Raw genomic sequence first — 17,826 nt, forward strand, 5'->3', positions numbered from 1 at the left:
CCACAGCGAAAACACCAAAGCTCCCTACTGGGCATTCAACAGACCACTCTTCACACGCTCATTGGATTCGCACACCCACGGCAAAGTAACCCTCACGCTGGTTCCTGCCTGAAGTTCTGAATCTACCCTAATCTGTCCGCCATACATTTCGATTAATTGTTTACAGATGGACAAGCCGATGCCTGTCCCTTTTGGCTTGGTGGTAAAGAACGGATCGAAGATCCTTTTTAATTTATCCGGCGGTATCCCTTCGCCATTGTCTTTGAAGATCAACATGACTTCATGGGTCTCATCCGCAGTGGTTACTGTAATATCTATCTTGCCTTGGCATGCGGTGAAGGAATCTAAGCTATTCTTCAAAATATTCAGGAAGACCTGCTCCAGCTGTGAGGCATTTCCGAAAGTCAGAATAGTTTCATCGGAATAATCCACAGCCAGAATAATATCGCCGCTAAGTATGAGCTGATTCACAATATTGTTTACTCTATGTATAACCTCAATTACATTAAACACTTCGCCGCTATTCTTCGCATGATCCCCTTTCCGCGACAGCATCAGGAAGTCTGTAACTAAGCCGTTCAGCGTATCGATCTCTTTAATTGTAATATCCATATAGGCCCGCAGTTCATTAGCTTTGATCTCAGGCTCGTTAAGCCTATTATTCACAAGCTGGGCGAAGCCCTTAATTGAAGCCAGCGGATTACGGATTTCATGTGCCATGCCTGCCGCCATCTGTCCCATAACCGTGATTTTTTGTTCATGCAGATTGTCGATCTGCTGATTTTTATTAGACAAATAACCTTGAGCGAAGCCGGTAAACCGGGTCCAGTTGGATTCCATCAGCCGATTATAGAAAAAAAGCCGATTCGCCGAATCATCCACAAGCGCTTCAATGGTCCGAAACATCATATTCTGGGCGGTTAAGTTCAAATCTTTGCTCATTTCAAGCAGAATATCAAAATGGTCGCCAAATATCTCTGCAGTATAAGCCCCTTGCGCAAACCCCTCTTGCTCCTGTGTGTGCAGGTACTGCTCATAATCAGAAGGCCCCAGGAACAATGCTTCTATTATAGACATTAAGGTCATAGTGAAGGTTGCATCTAATAATTCCTTATGCGTCTCTATGAACCAGGCGGATTGGGGGTTTTTCATGATTACAGAGTGATAATGAGTGTTCAGAATCATTGAAACTGCCGGTGTTAATGACGAGCGCAACTGATTTTCACTGTATCCCATTTCCATCCTCCCTCTTTGCTTGATGTATTCAATATGTGTTTATATTTTCCTGCTTCAAAATAAGCAAATCTATATTTACTTCAATTTCAAAATATCTATTTGTATAAACACAGAACACCCCAAGCCTTCCGCTTAGGCGGAGTAGTTCGGGGTGTTGGTAATAATCTATCATGAACACATCACGGCGCTAAAGCTGCTCAAAATGTATAACCCTATGTTCCTCAGCGCTTCTGTACGTTTCGAATACTAGCTCCAGCGTCTTCAAATTGTCTTCTCCGCTCGTCTGGAATTCCCCGCCCGTGTTCAGGCAGTGAATGAAATGAGACTGCAGGCGGTAGTGGCTCTCTTCGAAATCAAGACCGTTATTCTCCGAAGCTATAGTCTCCTCACCATTGTTATCAATCACGCTGATGGTGCCGCTGCTGTATAGCTTCACTGTTGCCTTATCTCCCTCGATGATCAGCTGCTCCAGATGATTAGGCAGCACAGGTGCCGTTAGCTTGCCCTGCAGATTCTGCCGGGTCGCCCAGCTCATATCCATTAAGCCCATATAATCCTCATATCCGAGGGTAATCAGTCCCGCATCCTCACCTGTAATGTACGGGCTGATCCGTCTCATCTCCGCATACAACCGCTTAGGATCTCCAAACAGGAACCGCCATGTATCATACCAGTGAACGCCCATCTCATAGAACAGCAGCTTCGGCATCTCCCGGAAGAACGGCTGCGGAAGCTCATTCTCCGGTGCAAACCGCGGCGAATAATAATCGGTATGAATGTAGCGGATCATCTGTAAGTCTCCGGCTGCACCGTCAGCAAGCAATTGCTTGAGGGTCTGGACCGGCTGCAGCCAGCGCCAATTCTCTGTGACCATCAGCCGCACCTTCGCAGCCTTGGCGGTTTCAACCATGCCACGGGCTTCTTCGATGGAACGGGCAAACGGCTTCTGGCACATGATATGTTTGCCTGCCCGGGCAGCTGAACCAACTAACTCCGGATGGGTACCAGGCGCAGTAATTATATCTATCACATCTACATCTGCAGCAGCCAGCATCTCTTCCAGCGTAGCGTACTGCTTACCGGCAGGAATACCGTATTCCTGTGCTTTTCTATGCAGCCTTTCCGTATCTGTATCGCACAAGCCTTGAATCTGAACCCCGGGGATACGCTGCCAAGCCTTCAAATGCTTATCGGACCAATACCCCGCACCCACAACACCTATCTTCCACATATCCTTCACCTCTACTAAGATGTCCCTAACTGCTGATTGTCTCCATAGAGACGCGTCATTCTCACCGCCATGTAAGTCCGCCCGGGCAGGCCGATCCGGAAAGTGCCTTCATAGCCGCCCTCCAGTGTCTCCACGGTCATGTTCCAGGTATCGAGCAGCTCAACCGTATAACGGATACCAGGGTTCATCTTGAAATCACGGAACATAGGCTGATTAAACCCGAAATAGAACAGATAATATTCATCTTCAACCCCGGCACAAGGCAGATCCCACTGGGAAGGCAAGGGGTTCAAGCCCCCGGCAGGTCCTTCTTCCAATACACGCCGCAAAAACGCAATACGCTCAGGACTGGTTCCGTAGAGCTGGCCGCCCTTGGCCCACCAAAGCTTGTCCTCCGGATGCAGATAGGTTTCACCGTGCCCCACATATCCTCCGCGGACGAATCCTTCCCAGAACCGGCGGGTCATTTCTTCTCCGGTAATGTTCCCCCAGCCGTGTTCGATGTTGCCTTCATAAGCACATTCGTCGATCACTACCGGCTTGTTCCATTGTTGTCTCCATTCGTCTGTATTCTCAGATGTCTTGTATACGTCAACACGCTGAATACTGCAGTGGGTAACCCAGGGTTGGCCAAAATCGTAGAATATCGAGCCATTGTGGTTAGAGATCAGATGCTGATAAGGATCATTGTCTGTCACGATTCTGGCGTATCGCTCCCAGTCCTCAAGCGTCTTGTTTCCCATGAAATCATATTCATTCGCAAGAGACCACCAGATATTGCGGTAAGCCGAGAGTCTTGCCACGAGGTAATGAAGATAACGGTCATCCGCTTCCTTGCCCATATCAGCATATCCCCAGCGGTCGTAGGGATGGAATAGAATAAGATCTGCCTCGATGCCAAGTGCGCCGAGGTCGGCAATCCGCTCCTCCAAATGCCGGAAAAATGCCGGGTTAAATCTGCTATAATCCCAGCCATCCTGAGGCGAGCCTTCGAACGGATAATACACTGGCTCATTCGAGTTGTAGGAATATGACTTAGGGAAGACACACATTCTTATTTTGTTGAATGAAGTCGCTTTCAAAGTTTCCAGAGTCTGCTGTTCCATCTCTTCTTCCTGGTGGGTCCATGCGTAGCACGTGGTTCCGACAGGAAGATACGGCGTCCCGTCTTCATAGGCAAAATGAAAGGTATTCCTGACGCGGACCGGCCCATGATTCCCTGCACTTGCCGCAGAACATTCGAAGGCTCCTTCAATTCCGTGAAGAGAGGGTTCTGAGCTGCTTGTCCGGAACCCCCACTTCCCTGGGCTGCCTGGCATGAACCGGATGCGGTACACACCCTCCCCGTCATAGAACCCGGAAGTTTGAATTGAGCGCTCTCCGAGTGTAAATTGTGCATGTAATGAAACATCCGTAAACGGATTTCCCTGTACTGGCCCTCCATGCAGTACAATTTCACATACTCCCCATTGGAGGACCGGGTTTGGGACCGAAATAGAGACACTCCCTTGAATAGTCATAATACCTGCTCCCTTCAGCATGAAACATTAGATAAATAACGATCAATAAAAATAACAAAAAAAACTAAACAAATACTAAACAAATTTAACATAAACCAATATTGTTTATATAAAATAATCCTACACTACGCAAGCAAACTTCGTCAATAACGTTATTTCTCAGTATGAAAAGTGGTTTAATCAGCTCTAAGATCAACTAAACAAAGCTAAACACTCCACCATAACCTATGAGCTTCTATCAACTCGCCCGATCGATCCCATAAGAAATCTGTCCAATTGCTAAATTTAATATCTTCCCTTACACTAAACATACTTAACATGCTCAGAATGGAGGAATATCCGTTGAATATGGAGGAGCTTGCTAAACTGGCCGGGGTCTCCAAAGGAGCCGTCTCTCTGGCGCTGAACGGGAAACCAGGGGTTTCACAGGATACACGTGAGCGTATTCTCCGCCTGGCCAAAGAATTAGGATATTCAGGTAAAGGACGGGCGGCGCCTGCAGATCCGAACGGCAGATCCTTGAGGTTCCTGGTGTTCACCAATGCCGGGCTTGTCCATGAGCAATATTATCAGCAGCCTTTTTTCCGGGAGCTCATTCATCATATTGAAGAGCGCTGCCGTATGGGCGGTTACAGCCTGATCTTCTCAGCGATCGAAGAGAAGCACTATGCGGAGGGAATCCGGACGATTATGGAGGAACGGACCAGCGGAGTTATTCTTCTGGGCACCAATTTAGGGGCTTCCAGAATTGCCGATATTGCGGACAAGCTGCCACACCTGGTCGTCCTGGACACTTGCTTCGATGCGCTCCCTGTCCATTTTGTGGAGATCAATAATTACATGGGGGCTTATCAGGCAGGGACCTATCTGGCAGAGCGGGGACATCAGAGAATAGGTTATATCGCTTCCGAGGAACGGATACATAACTTCGATGAGCGGCAACGGGGATTCATGTCAGCAATGGCTGAATATCATGTGGAGATATCCCGGAGCAACATTCTGGCGGTGCCCCCAACCATGTTCTCCTCCCAGGGGCCGTTGCTGGACAAGCTTCAGCACTTACGGGAGAGCGGACAGCCCTTCCCCACAGCTTTCTTCTGTGAATGTGATTATATTGCCATCAGCACCATGAAGGCGCTCAGCGAACTGGGCTTCTCGATTCCGGATGATGTGTCTGTCATCGGATTTGATAATATCAACGAAGCTCTTATCGTGACACCGGAGCTGACTACTGTTCATGTAGAGAAAGAGCGGATGGCTGCATGGGCTGTTGATCTGTTAACCGCTGCCATTCAAAGGCCGTCTGCCGTCACCACCAAGGTCAAGGTCGATACGCTGTTTATCGAAAGATCATCCTGCCTGCGGCTTGAACCCTCCCATCATTTTGAATAAAATAGGAGCCTGATCCAAGCAGCCTTTTTCATGGCTTTGGAATCGGCTCCTGTTTGATAAGTCTTAGTTATCGTTATCCAGCCATGTACGCATCATAGATAACAGCTGCGCACTGTTGACCGGTTTGGTAATGTAATCCGAACAGCCTGCTTCGAGGCATAGCTCCCGGTCTCCCTTCATCGCTTTCGCCGTCAGCGCAAGAATGGGGAGGTCCTTGAATTCCGGCTTGAGCCGGATGGCACGAGTCGTTTCATAGCCGTCCATCCCCGGCATCATGATATCCATCAGGACAATTTCGATGTCCGGTGTCTGTTCCAGAAGAGTGATGGCATCCTGGCCGTTCTCCGCAGGGATGACCTTCATCTGATGACGTTCCAGAATGGAAGTGAGTGCGAAGATGTTCCGGATATCATCATCCACTACAAGCACTTTTTTAGACTCAATCATTTCATCCGAGTGATGCAGCTTAACCAGCTTATCCTTTGAACCGGACGGCAGGTTCTCCGCCTTGCGGTGCAGGAAGAGGGTCGTTTCATCGATCAGCTGGAGATTCGATTTCACCTCTTTGAGCACCGCCATTTTGACCAGCTCATCCCACTCACTTTCTTCCGCCGGTGTTAGCTTCCTGCTCATGTGGACCAGGACGGGAATCCTTTTGTTCTTGGCGTTCTTGTACATATCCCGGATAAACCGGATGAGATTCATCTCCGTCAGGCCGCTGTCCAGCACCACACAATCGAATTCTTTGGTGTTGATCTGGTTCAATGCTTTGCGTGCCGTGTCCACTGCCGTGAGACTGATATCAGCGTTGCTTAACAGCTCAATGATTTGCTTGCGCTCTTCCTCATTCTGGACCGCCACCAGCAGATTTCTGGTCTTCTGATCTGCAAACTGGTTCAGACGGTCGAGCGCATTCTCCAGCTCTTCATTGGTTACCGGTTTGCGGAAGTAATCATGAGCGCCCCGCTGTAACAGCAGTACCTCATCCTCATCGACCGTCATCACACAGACCGGAATATGCCGCACCTCAATATCGTTCTTCAGCTGCTCGAGTACCAGCCAGCCGTCGGCGTCTCCGCCGAGATGCAGATCGAGTGTTATAGCAATCGGCTGGTACTTATGAACAAGCTCCAGCACATCATAGCCGCTGGATGTAATCACGGCTTTGATTCCTTTTTTGTGGAGCAGATCCAGCATAATTTCATTGAACTTCTGGTCATCCTCAATAATCAGGAAGACACGGTCTCCCGGCCCGATCTGATCCCGGTCATCAAGGAACGTGTCATCTGCCGGCTTAGCCAGAGTACTTCTGCGTTTGGATGGGGTGATATCGATCACCTCCGGAACATGTGCCTTGGGGATCTCCGGCTCGGTGAATTCCGCTTCAGTGGGCAGGTACAGATTAAAGACGCTCCCTTTGCCCGCTTCACTGTACAGGGTGATTTCTCCGCCTAGCATCTCGGCAATCTCGCGGGATATGGCAAGACCCAGGCCTGTCCCGCCGTATTCCCGGTTCGTGCTGCCATCCGCCTGCTGGAAGGCTTCGAAGATAATCTGCTGCTTTTCAGGCGGGATACCGATTCCTGTGTCGCTTACAGAGAAGCAGATCACTGTTTTGGCCCGCGTCAGCGATTCATTCTCCGGATGCCAGCCCTCGCCTGCTTTGCGGATCTGCAGCATGATCTGCCCTTGCTCCGTGAACTTGAAGGCGTTGGACAGCAGGTTCTTCAGAATTTGCTGCAGCCGCTTGAAATCCGTTGCTATTCTGGCCGGCACACCGGAATCAATGATGATCCGGTAGTCCAGCTTCTTGGCATCCACCATATGGCGGAAGGTACGGTCCAGCCCGTCTGTCAGCTCTGCCAGAGAAACCTCGCTGTAATCCGGCGTAATCGTGCCCGATTCGATTTTGGACAGATCCAGAATATCGTTGATAAGGTTAAGCAATTCAAGTCCGGAGTCCTGAATGGTCTTCGCGAACTTCACCTGAATCTCATGAAGATTCTCATCCGGGTTCTCGGCCAGCTGTTCTGCCAGGAGCAGCAAGGAATTCAGCGGGGTACGCAGCTCATGAGACATGTTGGCCAGGAACTCGGATTTGTACTTGGACGTGAGGGCAAGCTGTTCCGCTTTCTCCTCCAGGTAACGTTTGGCTACCTCTACCTCATGGTTCTTGCTCTCGACTTCCGCCTTCTGCAGCACCAGCAGCTTCGCTTTATCCTCAAGCTCGTCATTCGTACTCCGCAGCTCCATCTGCTGCTTCTGGAGCTCCTCGGTGAGCGACTGTGATTGGATCAGCAATTCCTCCGTACGCTGGTTTGCCTGCATGGTGTTGATCACAATGCCGATGGATTCGGTAAGCTGATCCAGGAAGGCAATGTCGATATCACTGTATGGACGGAAGGTAGCCAGCTCCAGAATCGCCAGCACCTGATCTTCGAATATAATCGGCAGCAAAATAATATTAAGCGGTGTGGCTTCTCCCAGTGCGGACGAGATCACTACATAATCACCCGGTACGTTGGTAAGCAGGATGCGCTGCTTCTCAATCAGGCACTGGCCGACCAGCCCTTGCCCGGCCCGGAATTCATTCGCCAGATGCTTGCGGCTCTGGTAAGCATAGCTGGCGAACAGCTTCAGAACCGCTTCACCGCCGGACGGTTCATTGATGTAGAAGACCCCATGCTGCATAGATACAAGCGGAGCCAGCTCGGACAGGATCATGCGGCTCACCGCGTACAGATCTCTTTGCCCTTGCAGCATCCTTGAGAATTTGGCCAGGTTGGTTTTGAGCCAATCCTGCTCAGTATTGATACGGGTCGTCTCCTTCAGGTTCCGGATCATTTCGTTAATATTGTCTTTGAGTGTCGCGACTTCTCCGGAGGCGGATACGTCGATGGCCCGTGACAGATCGCCATTCGTTACCGCCGTGGCAACATTCGTAATGGCTCGAACCTGCGTGGTAAGCGTACTCGCCATGTAGTTAACGTTGTCGGTCAGGTCACGCCACGTTCCTGCTGCTCCAGGCACACTGGCTTGTCCGCCCAGCTTCCCTTCGGCGCCTACCTCCCGCGCCACCGTGGTCACCTGGTCGGCGAAGGTCGCCAGCGTCTCGATCATATTATTAATGGTATCGGTCAGCTCGGCGATTTCGCCTTTGGCTTCCACGGTCAGCTTTTGCTTCAGATTACCGTTCGCAACAGCCGTCACAACCTTGGCGATCCCGCGCACCTGATCCGTCAGATTGGTCGCCATAATGTTAACGTTGTCGGTCAGATCCTTCCAGATCCCCCCGACGCCGCGCACCTGGGCTTGCCCGCCCAGCTTACCGTCTGTACCGACCTCGCGGGCCACACGGGTAACCTCGGAAGCGAATGAATTCAGCTGGTCCACCATCGTATTAATCGTATTTTTCAGCTCAAGCAGTTCGCCTTTAACATCTACCGTAATCTTCTTGGACAGATCGCCGTTCGCTACCGCTGTCGTAACACCGGCAATGTTGCGCATCTGAATGGTCAGGTTGCTGGCCATGTAGTTGACCGTATCGGTCAGATCTTTCCAGGTACCAGAAACATCCTTAACTTCTGCCTGCGCCCCGAGCTTGCCGTCCGTGCCGACCTCGCGCGCTACACGCGTAACCTCAGAAGCGAAGATCGAGAGCTGGTCCACCATGGTGTTGATCGTATTCTTGAGCTCCAGGATTTCACCTTTGACATCTACGGTAATCTTCTTGGACAGATCCCCTTTGGCTACCGCCGTCGTAACGTCCGCAATATTCCGCACCTGGTCCGTCAGATTCCGGGCCATATTATTTACGCCTTCGGTCAAGTCTTTCCAGGTTCCGCCGACGCCCTTCACCTGCGCCTGTCCGCCCAGTTTGCCGTCTGTACCTACCTCGCGGGCCACACGCGTCACCTCAGAGGAGAACATCGAGAGCTGGTCCACCATTGTATTGATGGTATTTTTGAGCTCCAGGATTTCGCCCTGGACATCGGCAGTGATTTTCTTGGACAGATCCCCGTTCGCTACTGCCGTCGTTACAACAGCAATGTTACGCACCTGATTGGTCAAGTTCGAGGCCATATAGTTTACACTCTCGGTCAAATCCCGCCAGGTCCCGGCAACGCCTTTAACCTGGGCCTGTCCGCCCAGCATGCCCTCGGTACCGACCTCACGTGCCACACGGGTAACCTCGGAAGCGAAGGTAGAGAGCTGCTCTACCATCGTGTTAATGGTGTTCTTGAGCTCCAGGATTTCTCCGGTCGCATTTACCGTGATCTGCTTGGACAAGTCGCCCTTGGCAACCGCCGTTGTCACTTCAGCGATATTACGTACCTGATCGGTCAGGGTACCGGCCATAAAGTTAACGCTGTCCGTTAGATCCTTCCAGGTGCCGGACACTCCCTTCACATCCGCCTGGCCGCCGAGAATGCCTTCTGTAGAAACCTCCCGCGCCACGCGCGTTACCTCGGAGGCGAAGTTGCTGAGCTGGTCCACCATGATATTGATGGTGCTTTTCAACTGGAGAATTTCGCCTTTCGCATCAACGGTTATCGTCTTCGACAAGTCGCCCTTAGCGACGGCGGTTGTCACTTCGGCGATATTGCGCACCTGATTGGTTAAGTTAGAAGCCATGTAGTTTACGCTTTCCGTCAGATCCCGCCAGGTACCCGATACCCCCTTAACATCCGCCTGTCCGCCAAGGATCCCTTCCGTACCGACCTCACGCGCCATCCGGGTAACCTCGGAAGCGAAGGTCGACAGCTGATCCACCATCGTGTTGATGGTGTTCTTGAGCTCCAGAATTTCGCCCTGGACATCGGCAGTAATCTTCTTCGACAGATCGCCGTTTGCGACCGCTGTGGTCACAACCGCGATGTTACGCACCTGGTTGGTCAGGTTGGAGGCCATGTAGTTTACGCTTTCGGTTAGATCCCGCCATGTACCCGATACATCCTTCACGTCTGCCTGCCCGCCAAGCTTACCCTCCGTGCCAACCTCTCGCGCTACACGAGTAACCTCGGAAGAGAACATGGAGAGCTGATCCACCATGGTGTTGATCGTATTTTTGAGCTCAAGGATTTCTCCCCGTGCATTTACTGTAATTTGCTTTGACAGATCACCGTTCGCCACAGCAGTCGTTACCGCCGCAATATTACGTACCTGATCCGTGAGGTTAGTCGCCATGTAATTTACGCTGTCAGTTAAGTCTTTCCAGGTTCCCGATACCCCTTTGACATCTGCCTGGCCGCCCAGAATCCCTTCCGTGCCGACCTCGCGTGCTACCCGGGTGACCTCGGAGGCAAATGTGCTGAGCTGATTCACCATCATGTTAATATTGCTTGCCGTCCGCTGGAATTCACCAGTGAGCGGCCGTCCTTCAATCTCCAACTCCACCTTCTGGGATAGATCGCCTTTGGCTACGGCGTTAATCACCCGGACCATCTCGCTGGTCGGCTGAATTAAGTCGATAACCATCCCGTTCAGCGAATCGGTAATGGTCTCCCAGGAGCCGCCCAGATTCTTCTGAACGAATCTTCGCGACAGATTACCTTCTTTACCGACCACTCTGGCTACTGTCTGGACTTCATTCACCAGACTCTCCTGAATATCCATGATCTCGTTGAAGGTATCCGCTACCTTACCGGCTATTCCCGTGCGGTCATAGGGCATTCTGTGGGAGAAGTTTCCTTTCTTCATCGCCATTAAGGCGTTGAGCAATTCGCCGGCATCAATCTGATCCCCGCTTATCTCTTTGCTGTGGTTTTGATCGCTCATAGTATCAACCCTGCCCCTTATGCATTATTTACTTGGAATTGTTTGACTGCAATTGTAAAAACAAAGGTGGCGCCAGGTTCAATCGACGGTTCTACCCGGATGCTGCCGCCCATTAATTCAACTAAAGATTTGCTGATCGATAATCCCAGCCCCGTGCCTCCGAACCTGCGTGTTGTAGAGGCATCTAACTGGGAGAAGGGCTGGAACAGTTCGTTTATCTTATCCGGGGGAATTCCGATCCCCGTATCTTTAATTATAAATTCAAGCGTAAGCGTATTCGCCTCTTCGGACAGCTTGTTAACCCTTATGTATATACTGCCTTCATGGGTGAATTTCACTGCATTACCCACCAGATTATTCAATACCTGACGGAGGCGGGTCATATCTCCCATTATATAAGTCGGAATCGAAGGATCTACGGTCACAGCCATCTCCAGATTCCGTTCCCTGGTTTTGGCTGTGAACAAATCAATCGTTTCAGTCAGGCAGTCCTGAAGGGAGAACGGCGCCTCTTCCACTTCCATCTTTCCGGATTCAATTTTGGAATAATCGAGAATAGGATTGATGACCGAAAGCAGTGCATTGCTGCTCGTGTGGATAATTCCCGCCATCTCAGCATATTCTTCCGGCAAATCGGAGGTGAGCAGCAGATCAGACATGCCTATGATTCCATTCAGCGGAGTCCGAATTTCATGGCTCATCATGGCCAGAAATTCTGATTTCGCACGGGATGCGATTTCCGCCGCTTCCTTGGCCTCTCTGAGCTCCTGATTCGTTTTCTCCATCTGCTTCGCTTGTTGCTTGAGCATGTCGCTTTGGATCTGCAGGGTTTTGTTAGCTTCATACATGCTGACATACCCTTCGATTTTGGATTTGAACAGCTGCGGGACGAAGGGCTTCGTCATATAGTCCATAGCTCCGACTGAATGGCCTGCGAAGATATCCTCCATTGCATTGCTGGTCGCAGTCACAAAGATGATAGGCACGTAATTGTTTTTCTCCCGGGTCCGGATGAGGCGTGCCGTCTCCAGCCCGTCCATTCCCGGCATTTGCACATCCATGACGATGACGGCAAATTCTTCTTCCAATAAACAGCGTAAAGCCTCTACCCCGGAATATGCCCGAAATAGATGGTAGGGTTCTCCGCTTAGGAGGGCCTCAATGGCAAGCAAGTTTTCGGGGTGATCGTCTACGAGAAGGATGTTGACTGGGAAATCCATGAGGACCCTCACTTTCCGACTTGTGGCTTGCTGACGTTTATATTTCGAAAATATAGCTTATATACCCCTAATTTCAAATAACGAAACTCGACTTTCCCCAGCCTTTGTCGCCGGTCACATGTATGTTTCCCGGCGTTTTGTCTAATCAATCTATATTTCCAGAAAAGAAGGGACTTTTTTTGAATATATCTTTGGAGGAGCCAGATCTTTGACCGGATCGTCAACGTCGGAATACTTGAACATGTCAGCCGGGTTAATCCCGGTGTAACTTCCGGCTCAAAGATCTAGAGAATCTCCGTCAGTTTGGAATCACCAAAGGTGTCAGTAAAATCAAAAGAGCAGTGAGGTCTATTTCCTGACCTCCTGCTCTTAGGGGATGCTATGTATGTACACTCTAATCATTAAAGCACAGGCAGAATAATCTCAACTATCGTCCCTGCCGGCAGGTTCGTCAAGAATTGGAGAGTCCCCTTGTGATTATGTATGATTTTCTTGCTAATCATAACACCAAGCCCATTGCCTCCCGGTTTGGTCGTAAAGAACGGCGAACCGATCTGGCTAATAAGCTCTGCCGGTATGCCTGGCCCATTATCCGTGATGCGAATAACTCCTATATTCCCCTCACGGCTCAGCTCTACGGTAATTTCTGCTCCGTGCGGACTTGCTTCTATCGCATTTTTCAGCATATTGATAAAGACCTGCTTCAGCTTGTTGCCCGCACATCTAAGAAGCAGTCTGTCGAGGTCCGTGTGCATAATAATTTCGTTGTCTGTCAAATGCGCCTGGGCATTCAGCAGTACGACTACTTGGCTTAACAGCTGGACCAGATTACAGTCTGACATTTCTGACGGCATCTCCTTGCCCAGGAGCAGCAGTTCGCTGATAATAGAATTAATCCTGTCCACTTCAGATAAAATTATCTCGTGCAGCTCCTTATTCATCTTAGACTGGGAATAGAGCAGTTGGACGAACCCCCGGATACTGGTCAGCGGATTGCGGATTTCATGTGCAATGCCTGCTGACAACTCACCTATCATGGACAAGCTCTCGTTATACCTCAGGAACTCTTCGGTTTTCTTTCGCTCTGTCATGTCACGGGTAATCGAAATTACCATTTCCCGGCCATTCAGCTTAAACGGCTTTGCACTGATCTCCACCGGGATCTCCTTGCCGTCTTTCGTTACCTGAACCCATTCGACGAACATCCCTTCTCCGCTAAGAATACACCCAAACGTCTTGTCCACCTCAGGCACCAGCACCTCCGCAGCGATGGAATAAGGAGTCTTGTCCAGCAGTTCGCGGCGTGTATAGCCCAGCATCCGGCAGGCTGCTTCATTCACATCCAGGAACTTCGAGGGTTTGCCCCCCTCATCCTGTTCATAAATGAAGATAGGATCATTCGCTTCATTAAAAAGTTTATAATATTTCAGCTCTGAGAATTTGATCTCCGTTACATCCCGCAGCACACATACATAAGCCGTAATGCGCCCTTCCAGATCTTTTACAGGAGAGATGGTTATTTTGACACTGATCAGCTCACCGTTCCGTTTAATCCGAAAGGTGTCGAGGGCAAACAGCCGCTGCCCCTGGTCAATGAAAACATACATCTGTGCAAGCTCGTTCCTAAGCACCATAGGGACATGCGGGAAATCGTACTGGTTCAGCTCCTCCATTGTCCAGCCGTATAGCTCGACGAAGTTTGAATTGGCGTAACTCACCTTTTTATCAGTGCCTAGAATGTAAATCGGATCCGGACTGTGTTCGGCAAAGGAATACAGCGAATAATGCATCTTGTGATGAACGGAAAAACAACTCATATAGCAGCTCCCGCGGCCAGTTTATTTTCCATCCATGGTAACATGTTGTCTGGAACTTATCTGTGACAAAAGCAGGCCTATGTCTGCTGATAATTCACAGCTGTGATCAGGCAATCCCTGCACAGAAATGCATAATAGATTCCCTCGCTGTCCTCTGCTTGTTCCATATCCATCTGCGCGATAAATTCCATGGTCTCCGAGCAGCATGGGCATGCGGGATATTCCGCATCCTGAATCCAGGTCGGATGTCCCCCGATTTGTGATGCCGGCGCCTCAAGCATCCAATGTGCATTTTCATAGCTGCCTGCCGGCTGTTCCGACAGCTGCATACAATGCCATGCCGGTTCTTCCAACTCGCTTTCGTTATCAGGCAAGTAGTCAGGAACAGTATTATATTCGCTCCATGCATAGCCGCCATCCAGATCCACTTTCATAAACACGGTGCCGTAACAATTACAGTGCAAACAGGCGGCAATTCTCAAATATCGGCCGGAGAGCTCCATAAACTGGACTAATGAATTGTGCAAGTCGTAATCAAAAATAACTGTCAACTTACTTCTGCACCATGGGCAGGAATAGGCTCCTGTCTGTAAAGTCTTCACCGCTGAAAGATCCCGGGATACTCCCTTATTGTCTTCCCCGCACACTTTAAAAAGGTAACTTTCCGGGTGAAACAACAGCCTCTTTCTGCCTCCGGCATCTAATTCCCAGCCCGCTTCGTGAGCATAGGCTTCCGGAGACTGGTATAACTCTGAGGCCCACTCCGGCGGCGACTGCCTCCATTTCGCAAACAGCCGGGCCACCTCTTCATCGCCAATCCAGGCCAGCGCCAGCAGCAAGTGATTACGATTTACCGGATCGCGTTCCACTTGATCCATGAGCTGATCACGTATAACGGCTCCTGCGTCCTTATAGAGAATTGCAGGATAATACTTGCCTTTGCGAAAAAACACCTCAAGCCCCCGCCCAATCCGGGTGTCTGTATAACAGGTAAGCGACAATAGAATGGTTTCCGCCTGGTCAAAATCCTCTTCCTCCATTAAGGTAACCGCGTAAGCCACCAGACGCTCCCGTCCGCTTTCCGTCAGCTGATGATAGAGCTCCTTCGCGGTCTTGGGATAGGGTACTTCTTGGATAAGAGGGTTGTATTTCCGCGGCTGGTGCATGATTTTAAGAATTTCAACCAAATCCCCTACACCGGCATACAAATTAACCTCTTTGCGGTTTTGCTCAATATATGCCTTCTCCGCAAGCGTAAGCTTCCTCTGATGACAAGGCATGCAGATTCCACCTGTTTTATGCGCCGTTGCAGGAAGAATGGTCGCCTCACAGCCCGGAGTCTGACAGGGCAGACGCTCACTCATTGTATCTCTCCTGTTCTGTATAAGTCCGCAGACTTAGATTCTTGTCCCATTATATGTTAATACCCGAAATATAATCGCCCTTCAAGTGTGCAAAACATCTACTTCTTGTAGTGTATCTGAAAAGGTTAAAGGTGTCCAAAATCCATTAAATTACATTCTAACCCTTGACTGTTAGCGCTTCATCTATGATAATAACAACCTCACCCAAATAGATACGGGACAGGCACATCATTGATTATAGAAAAGGGGCGGTCGTTATCAGCTGGTTAAATGATCTCTATAAATTACAGAAGCGGGAGCTGAAAAAGGACATCGAACCCGCTCTGGTCAATGCCATCTTCCGGATGTATGACCGGTTTCCCCGGATCGGCCTCACAGAGAGGCTCGGCCAGCAGGATATGTCTCTGGATATCGCGGATGCTTATGTACATAGCCGCAATGCGATGATTGAGGCCGGAGTCGGCATCGGCAAGTCTTTCGCCTACCTTATACCCGGCCTGCTCATTAACCAGATCTCCCGGCAGCCGGTCGTTATTGCCACCTCCTCCATCCAGCTCTCCGAACAGATCCATAAAGATCTGCGGTTCATCGGCAGCCGGCTCGGGTTCACTTCGGTCCGCTCCGTAGTAGGGAAAGGGATGGGGCAATATGCCTGCCGGTATAGGGCTGCTGAACTATACAAGCCGGATGCTGCCGCTTCCCCCCTGTCTGCGCTTGCCGAACGTATTGTGAATTACGGGATCGATGAGCGGGCAGATATTGAGGGCGGTGTTAGCGACGCGGTGTGGTCCGGTGTTTGTGTGAATGATTGCAAATTTGAGCAATGCCATTACCGTAGCACCTGTTCGTTCTACGAGATGAGGGCCAAAATTAATGCCGGCCCCGGCGACATGGATTTCATTATCGTTAATCAGGACCTGCTTATCCGTGACCTGATTAAGAAGAAGGAAGGAACCAAGGGCTTAATTACGGAACGGCCGGCGCTGATCATAATAGATGAAGCGCATAATCTCGAAGCAAAGGTCAGAGATGCAAGAACGCTCGAATTCACCTTCCGGGGAACCTGCCGCATACTGGAGGACGCCCTACAGATTCTTTTCAGGCAATCCGCAGATAAGGGGCTAATGGCACAGTATAAATTCATAAAAAGATGCGCCGGAGATATTTTCAGACAGGTAGAGGCGGATCTGCTGCACACAGCCAAGCAGGACAATGACCGGATCAAAGTATCGGAGATTACAGGAGTCCCGCTGCAGCGGGGAATTCAGGTATTGAAAGAGTTCAGTCTCAGCCTGTCCGTCTTCACTTCCCGGCGTGAGCGGGAGATTGACAATGCTTTTGAAGCCATAAACGGACTTATCGACCTCTTTGCTGTACTCGCCGGAGCGGAGGACAACTATCTGATCTGGGCAAGCCATACGCGGGGGGAGAGCACGGTCAGTATCTGTCCCAAAGGTATAAGCCAGTTCCTGAAACACAGCTTGTTTAACGGGAAGACCTCTGTCATCTTAACGTCAGCAACCCTGTGCCAGTCCGGAGATACGCTGGAGGAACAATACGCTTATCTGACAGAGTCTCTCGGATACCGGGGAGATTATATGGAGCGCCAGGCTTCACCATTTGATTACGATAACCACACCCTGATGTACATTGCCAGGAACGTTCCCTACTATAACCACAACAACCGGGAAGCCTATCTGGAAGCAGCGTACAAGGAGATGCTGAGACTCTGTAATTTGACGGACGGGCGGACACTGGTGCTTTTTTCGGCAAAAGAGGATATGAAGTACATTCATAAGAAGCTAAGCGCCGAGAAGCTTAATTGGGCGCTGCATGTGCAGAGGGAAGGCTCGTCCCAGGACGGGATAATCGCTGAATTCCGGGCCAGTAAAGGCGTTTTGCTGAGTACGGGGGTATTCTGGGAGGGCGTAAATATCGCAGGCTCCGATTTATCGCAGTTAATTGTGGTCAGGCTCCCCTTCCCGGTTCCTGCCGATCCGGTCTATGAATATAAGGCCTCCTTGGCCGGGGACCCCTTGAAAGACGTATTCGTCCCGGACATGCTGCTCCGGTTGAGACAGGGCACCGGGCGTCTGATCCGCAGTGAAACGGACCTGGGTGTGCTCAGTATCCTCGATTCCCGTCTGTCCGCTGCAGCCCATAAGGACTACCGGGATAAGGTGCTGGGAGCTTTACCCTTCAAGCGTGTTACCGAGGATTTCAGGGTGCTGGAGAAGTTTGTACAGGAGAAATTTGATAAAATTTGAT

Annotated in this window: 9 protein-coding genes; 2 read left to right on the top strand and 7 right to left on the bottom strand. The window is 50.3% G+C overall.

Features of this window, described 5'->3' with window-relative positions; translation table 11 throughout:
* Positions 1–24: 24 nt before the first annotated feature.
* The 3 genes from MKZ24_RS30175 to MKZ24_RS30185 all read right to left on the bottom strand — a co-directional run bounded on the left by MKZ24_RS30175 (position 25) and on the right by MKZ24_RS30185 (position 3,987).
* Entirely contained in the window at positions 25–1,236 is a 1,212-nt protein-coding gene (locus tag MKZ24_RS30175; RefSeq protein WP_042233640.1) for a sensor histidine kinase, read from the bottom strand.
* Positions 1,237–1,423: 187 nt separating this feature from the next.
* Positions 1,424–2,467 carry a Gfo/Idh/MocA family protein gene (locus MKZ24_RS30180; RefSeq protein WP_340789485.1) on the bottom strand — a complete coding sequence of 348 codons (1,044 nt, stop codon included), beginning with the start codon at positions 2,465–2,467 and terminating at the stop codon, positions 1,424–1,426.
* A gap of 14 nt (positions 2,468–2,481) precedes the next feature.
* Positions 2,482–3,987: a DUF5605 domain-containing protein gene (locus tag MKZ24_RS30185; protein ID WP_042233636.1), complete on the bottom strand. Its 1,506-nt coding sequence runs from the start codon at positions 3,985–3,987 to the stop codon at positions 2,482–2,484.
* A 342-nt stretch (positions 3,988–4,329) separates the two neighbouring features.
* On the opposite strand from MKZ24_RS30185, the gene MKZ24_RS30190 reads away from it, so the two are divergent.
* Positions 4,330–5,379, top strand: a complete 1,050-nt coding sequence (locus tag MKZ24_RS30190) for a LacI family DNA-binding transcriptional regulator (RefSeq protein ID WP_197073050.1) — start codon at positions 4,330–4,332, stop codon at positions 5,377–5,379.
* A gap of 63 nt (positions 5,380–5,442) precedes the next feature.
* On the opposite strand, the gene MKZ24_RS30195 is transcribed toward MKZ24_RS30190, so the two are convergent.
* The 4 genes from MKZ24_RS30195 to MKZ24_RS30210 all read right to left on the bottom strand — a co-directional run bounded on the left by MKZ24_RS30195 (position 5,443) and on the right by MKZ24_RS30210 (position 15,558).
* Positions 5,443–11,157, bottom strand: a complete 5,715-nt coding sequence (locus tag MKZ24_RS30195; RefSeq protein WP_340789487.1) for a HAMP domain-containing protein — start codon at positions 11,155–11,157, stop codon at positions 5,443–5,445.
* 17 nt (positions 11,158–11,174) lie between these two features.
* The gene (locus MKZ24_RS30200; protein ID WP_340789488.1) at positions 11,175–12,377 is read right to left on the bottom strand and encodes an ATP-binding protein; all 1,203 of its coding nucleotides are present in this window, start codon (positions 12,375–12,377) and stop codon (positions 11,175–11,177) included.
* Positions 12,378–12,778: 401 nt separating this feature from the next.
* Entirely contained in the window at positions 12,779–14,194 is a 1,416-nt protein-coding gene (locus MKZ24_RS30205; protein WP_340789490.1) for a PAS domain S-box protein, read from the bottom strand.
* A gap of 77 nt (positions 14,195–14,271) precedes the next feature.
* A complete protein-coding gene (locus MKZ24_RS30210) occupies positions 14,272–15,558 on the bottom strand; it encodes a hypothetical protein (RefSeq protein ID WP_042233625.1) in 1,287 nt (428 codons plus the stop codon).
* A 398-nt stretch (positions 15,559–15,956) separates the two neighbouring features.
* On the opposite strand from MKZ24_RS30210, the gene MKZ24_RS30215 reads away from it, so the two are divergent.
* Positions 15,957–17,825, top strand: coding sequence for an ATP-dependent DNA helicase (locus MKZ24_RS30215; protein WP_231637799.1), 1,869 nt, complete (start codon positions 15,957–15,959; stop codon positions 17,823–17,825).
* The last annotated feature ends 1 nt before the right edge of the window (position 17,826 follow it).

The organism is Paenibacillus sp. FSL R7-0297 (assembly GCF_038009025.1).
Taxonomy (GTDB): Bacteria; Bacillota; Bacilli; order Paenibacillales; family Paenibacillaceae; genus Paenibacillus_AQ.

Bases quoted from the DNA above. Each gene is read 5' to 3' on its own strand.
- MKZ24_RS30175 (WP_042233640.1), bottom strand. From the start codon at position 1,236: ATGGGATACAGTGAAAATCAGTTGCGCTCGTCATTAACACCGGCAGTT.
- MKZ24_RS30180 (WP_340789485.1), bottom strand. From the start codon at position 2,467: ATGTGGAAGATAGGTGTTGTGGGTGCGGGGTATTGGTCCGATAAGCAT.
- MKZ24_RS30185 (WP_042233636.1), bottom strand. From the start codon at position 3,987: ATGACTATTCAAGGGAGTGTCTCTATTTCGGTCCCAAACCCGGTCCTC.
- MKZ24_RS30195 (WP_340789487.1), bottom strand. From the start codon at position 11,157: ATGAGCGATCAAAACCACAGCAAAGAGATAAGCGGGGATCAGATTGAT.
- MKZ24_RS30200 (WP_340789488.1), bottom strand. From the start codon at position 12,377: ATGGATTTCCCAGTCAACATCCTTCTCGTAGACGATCACCCCGAAAAC.
- MKZ24_RS30205 (WP_340789490.1), bottom strand. From the start codon at position 14,194: ATGAGTTGTTTTTCCGTTCATCACAAGATGCATTATTCGCTGTATTCC.
- MKZ24_RS30210 (WP_042233625.1), bottom strand. From the start codon at position 15,558: ATGAGTGAGCGTCTGCCCTGTCAGACTCCGGGCTGTGAGGCGACCATT.
- MKZ24_RS30215 (WP_231637799.1), top strand. From the start codon at position 15,957: ATGTCTCTGGATATCGCGGATGCTTATGTACATAGCCGCAATGCGATG.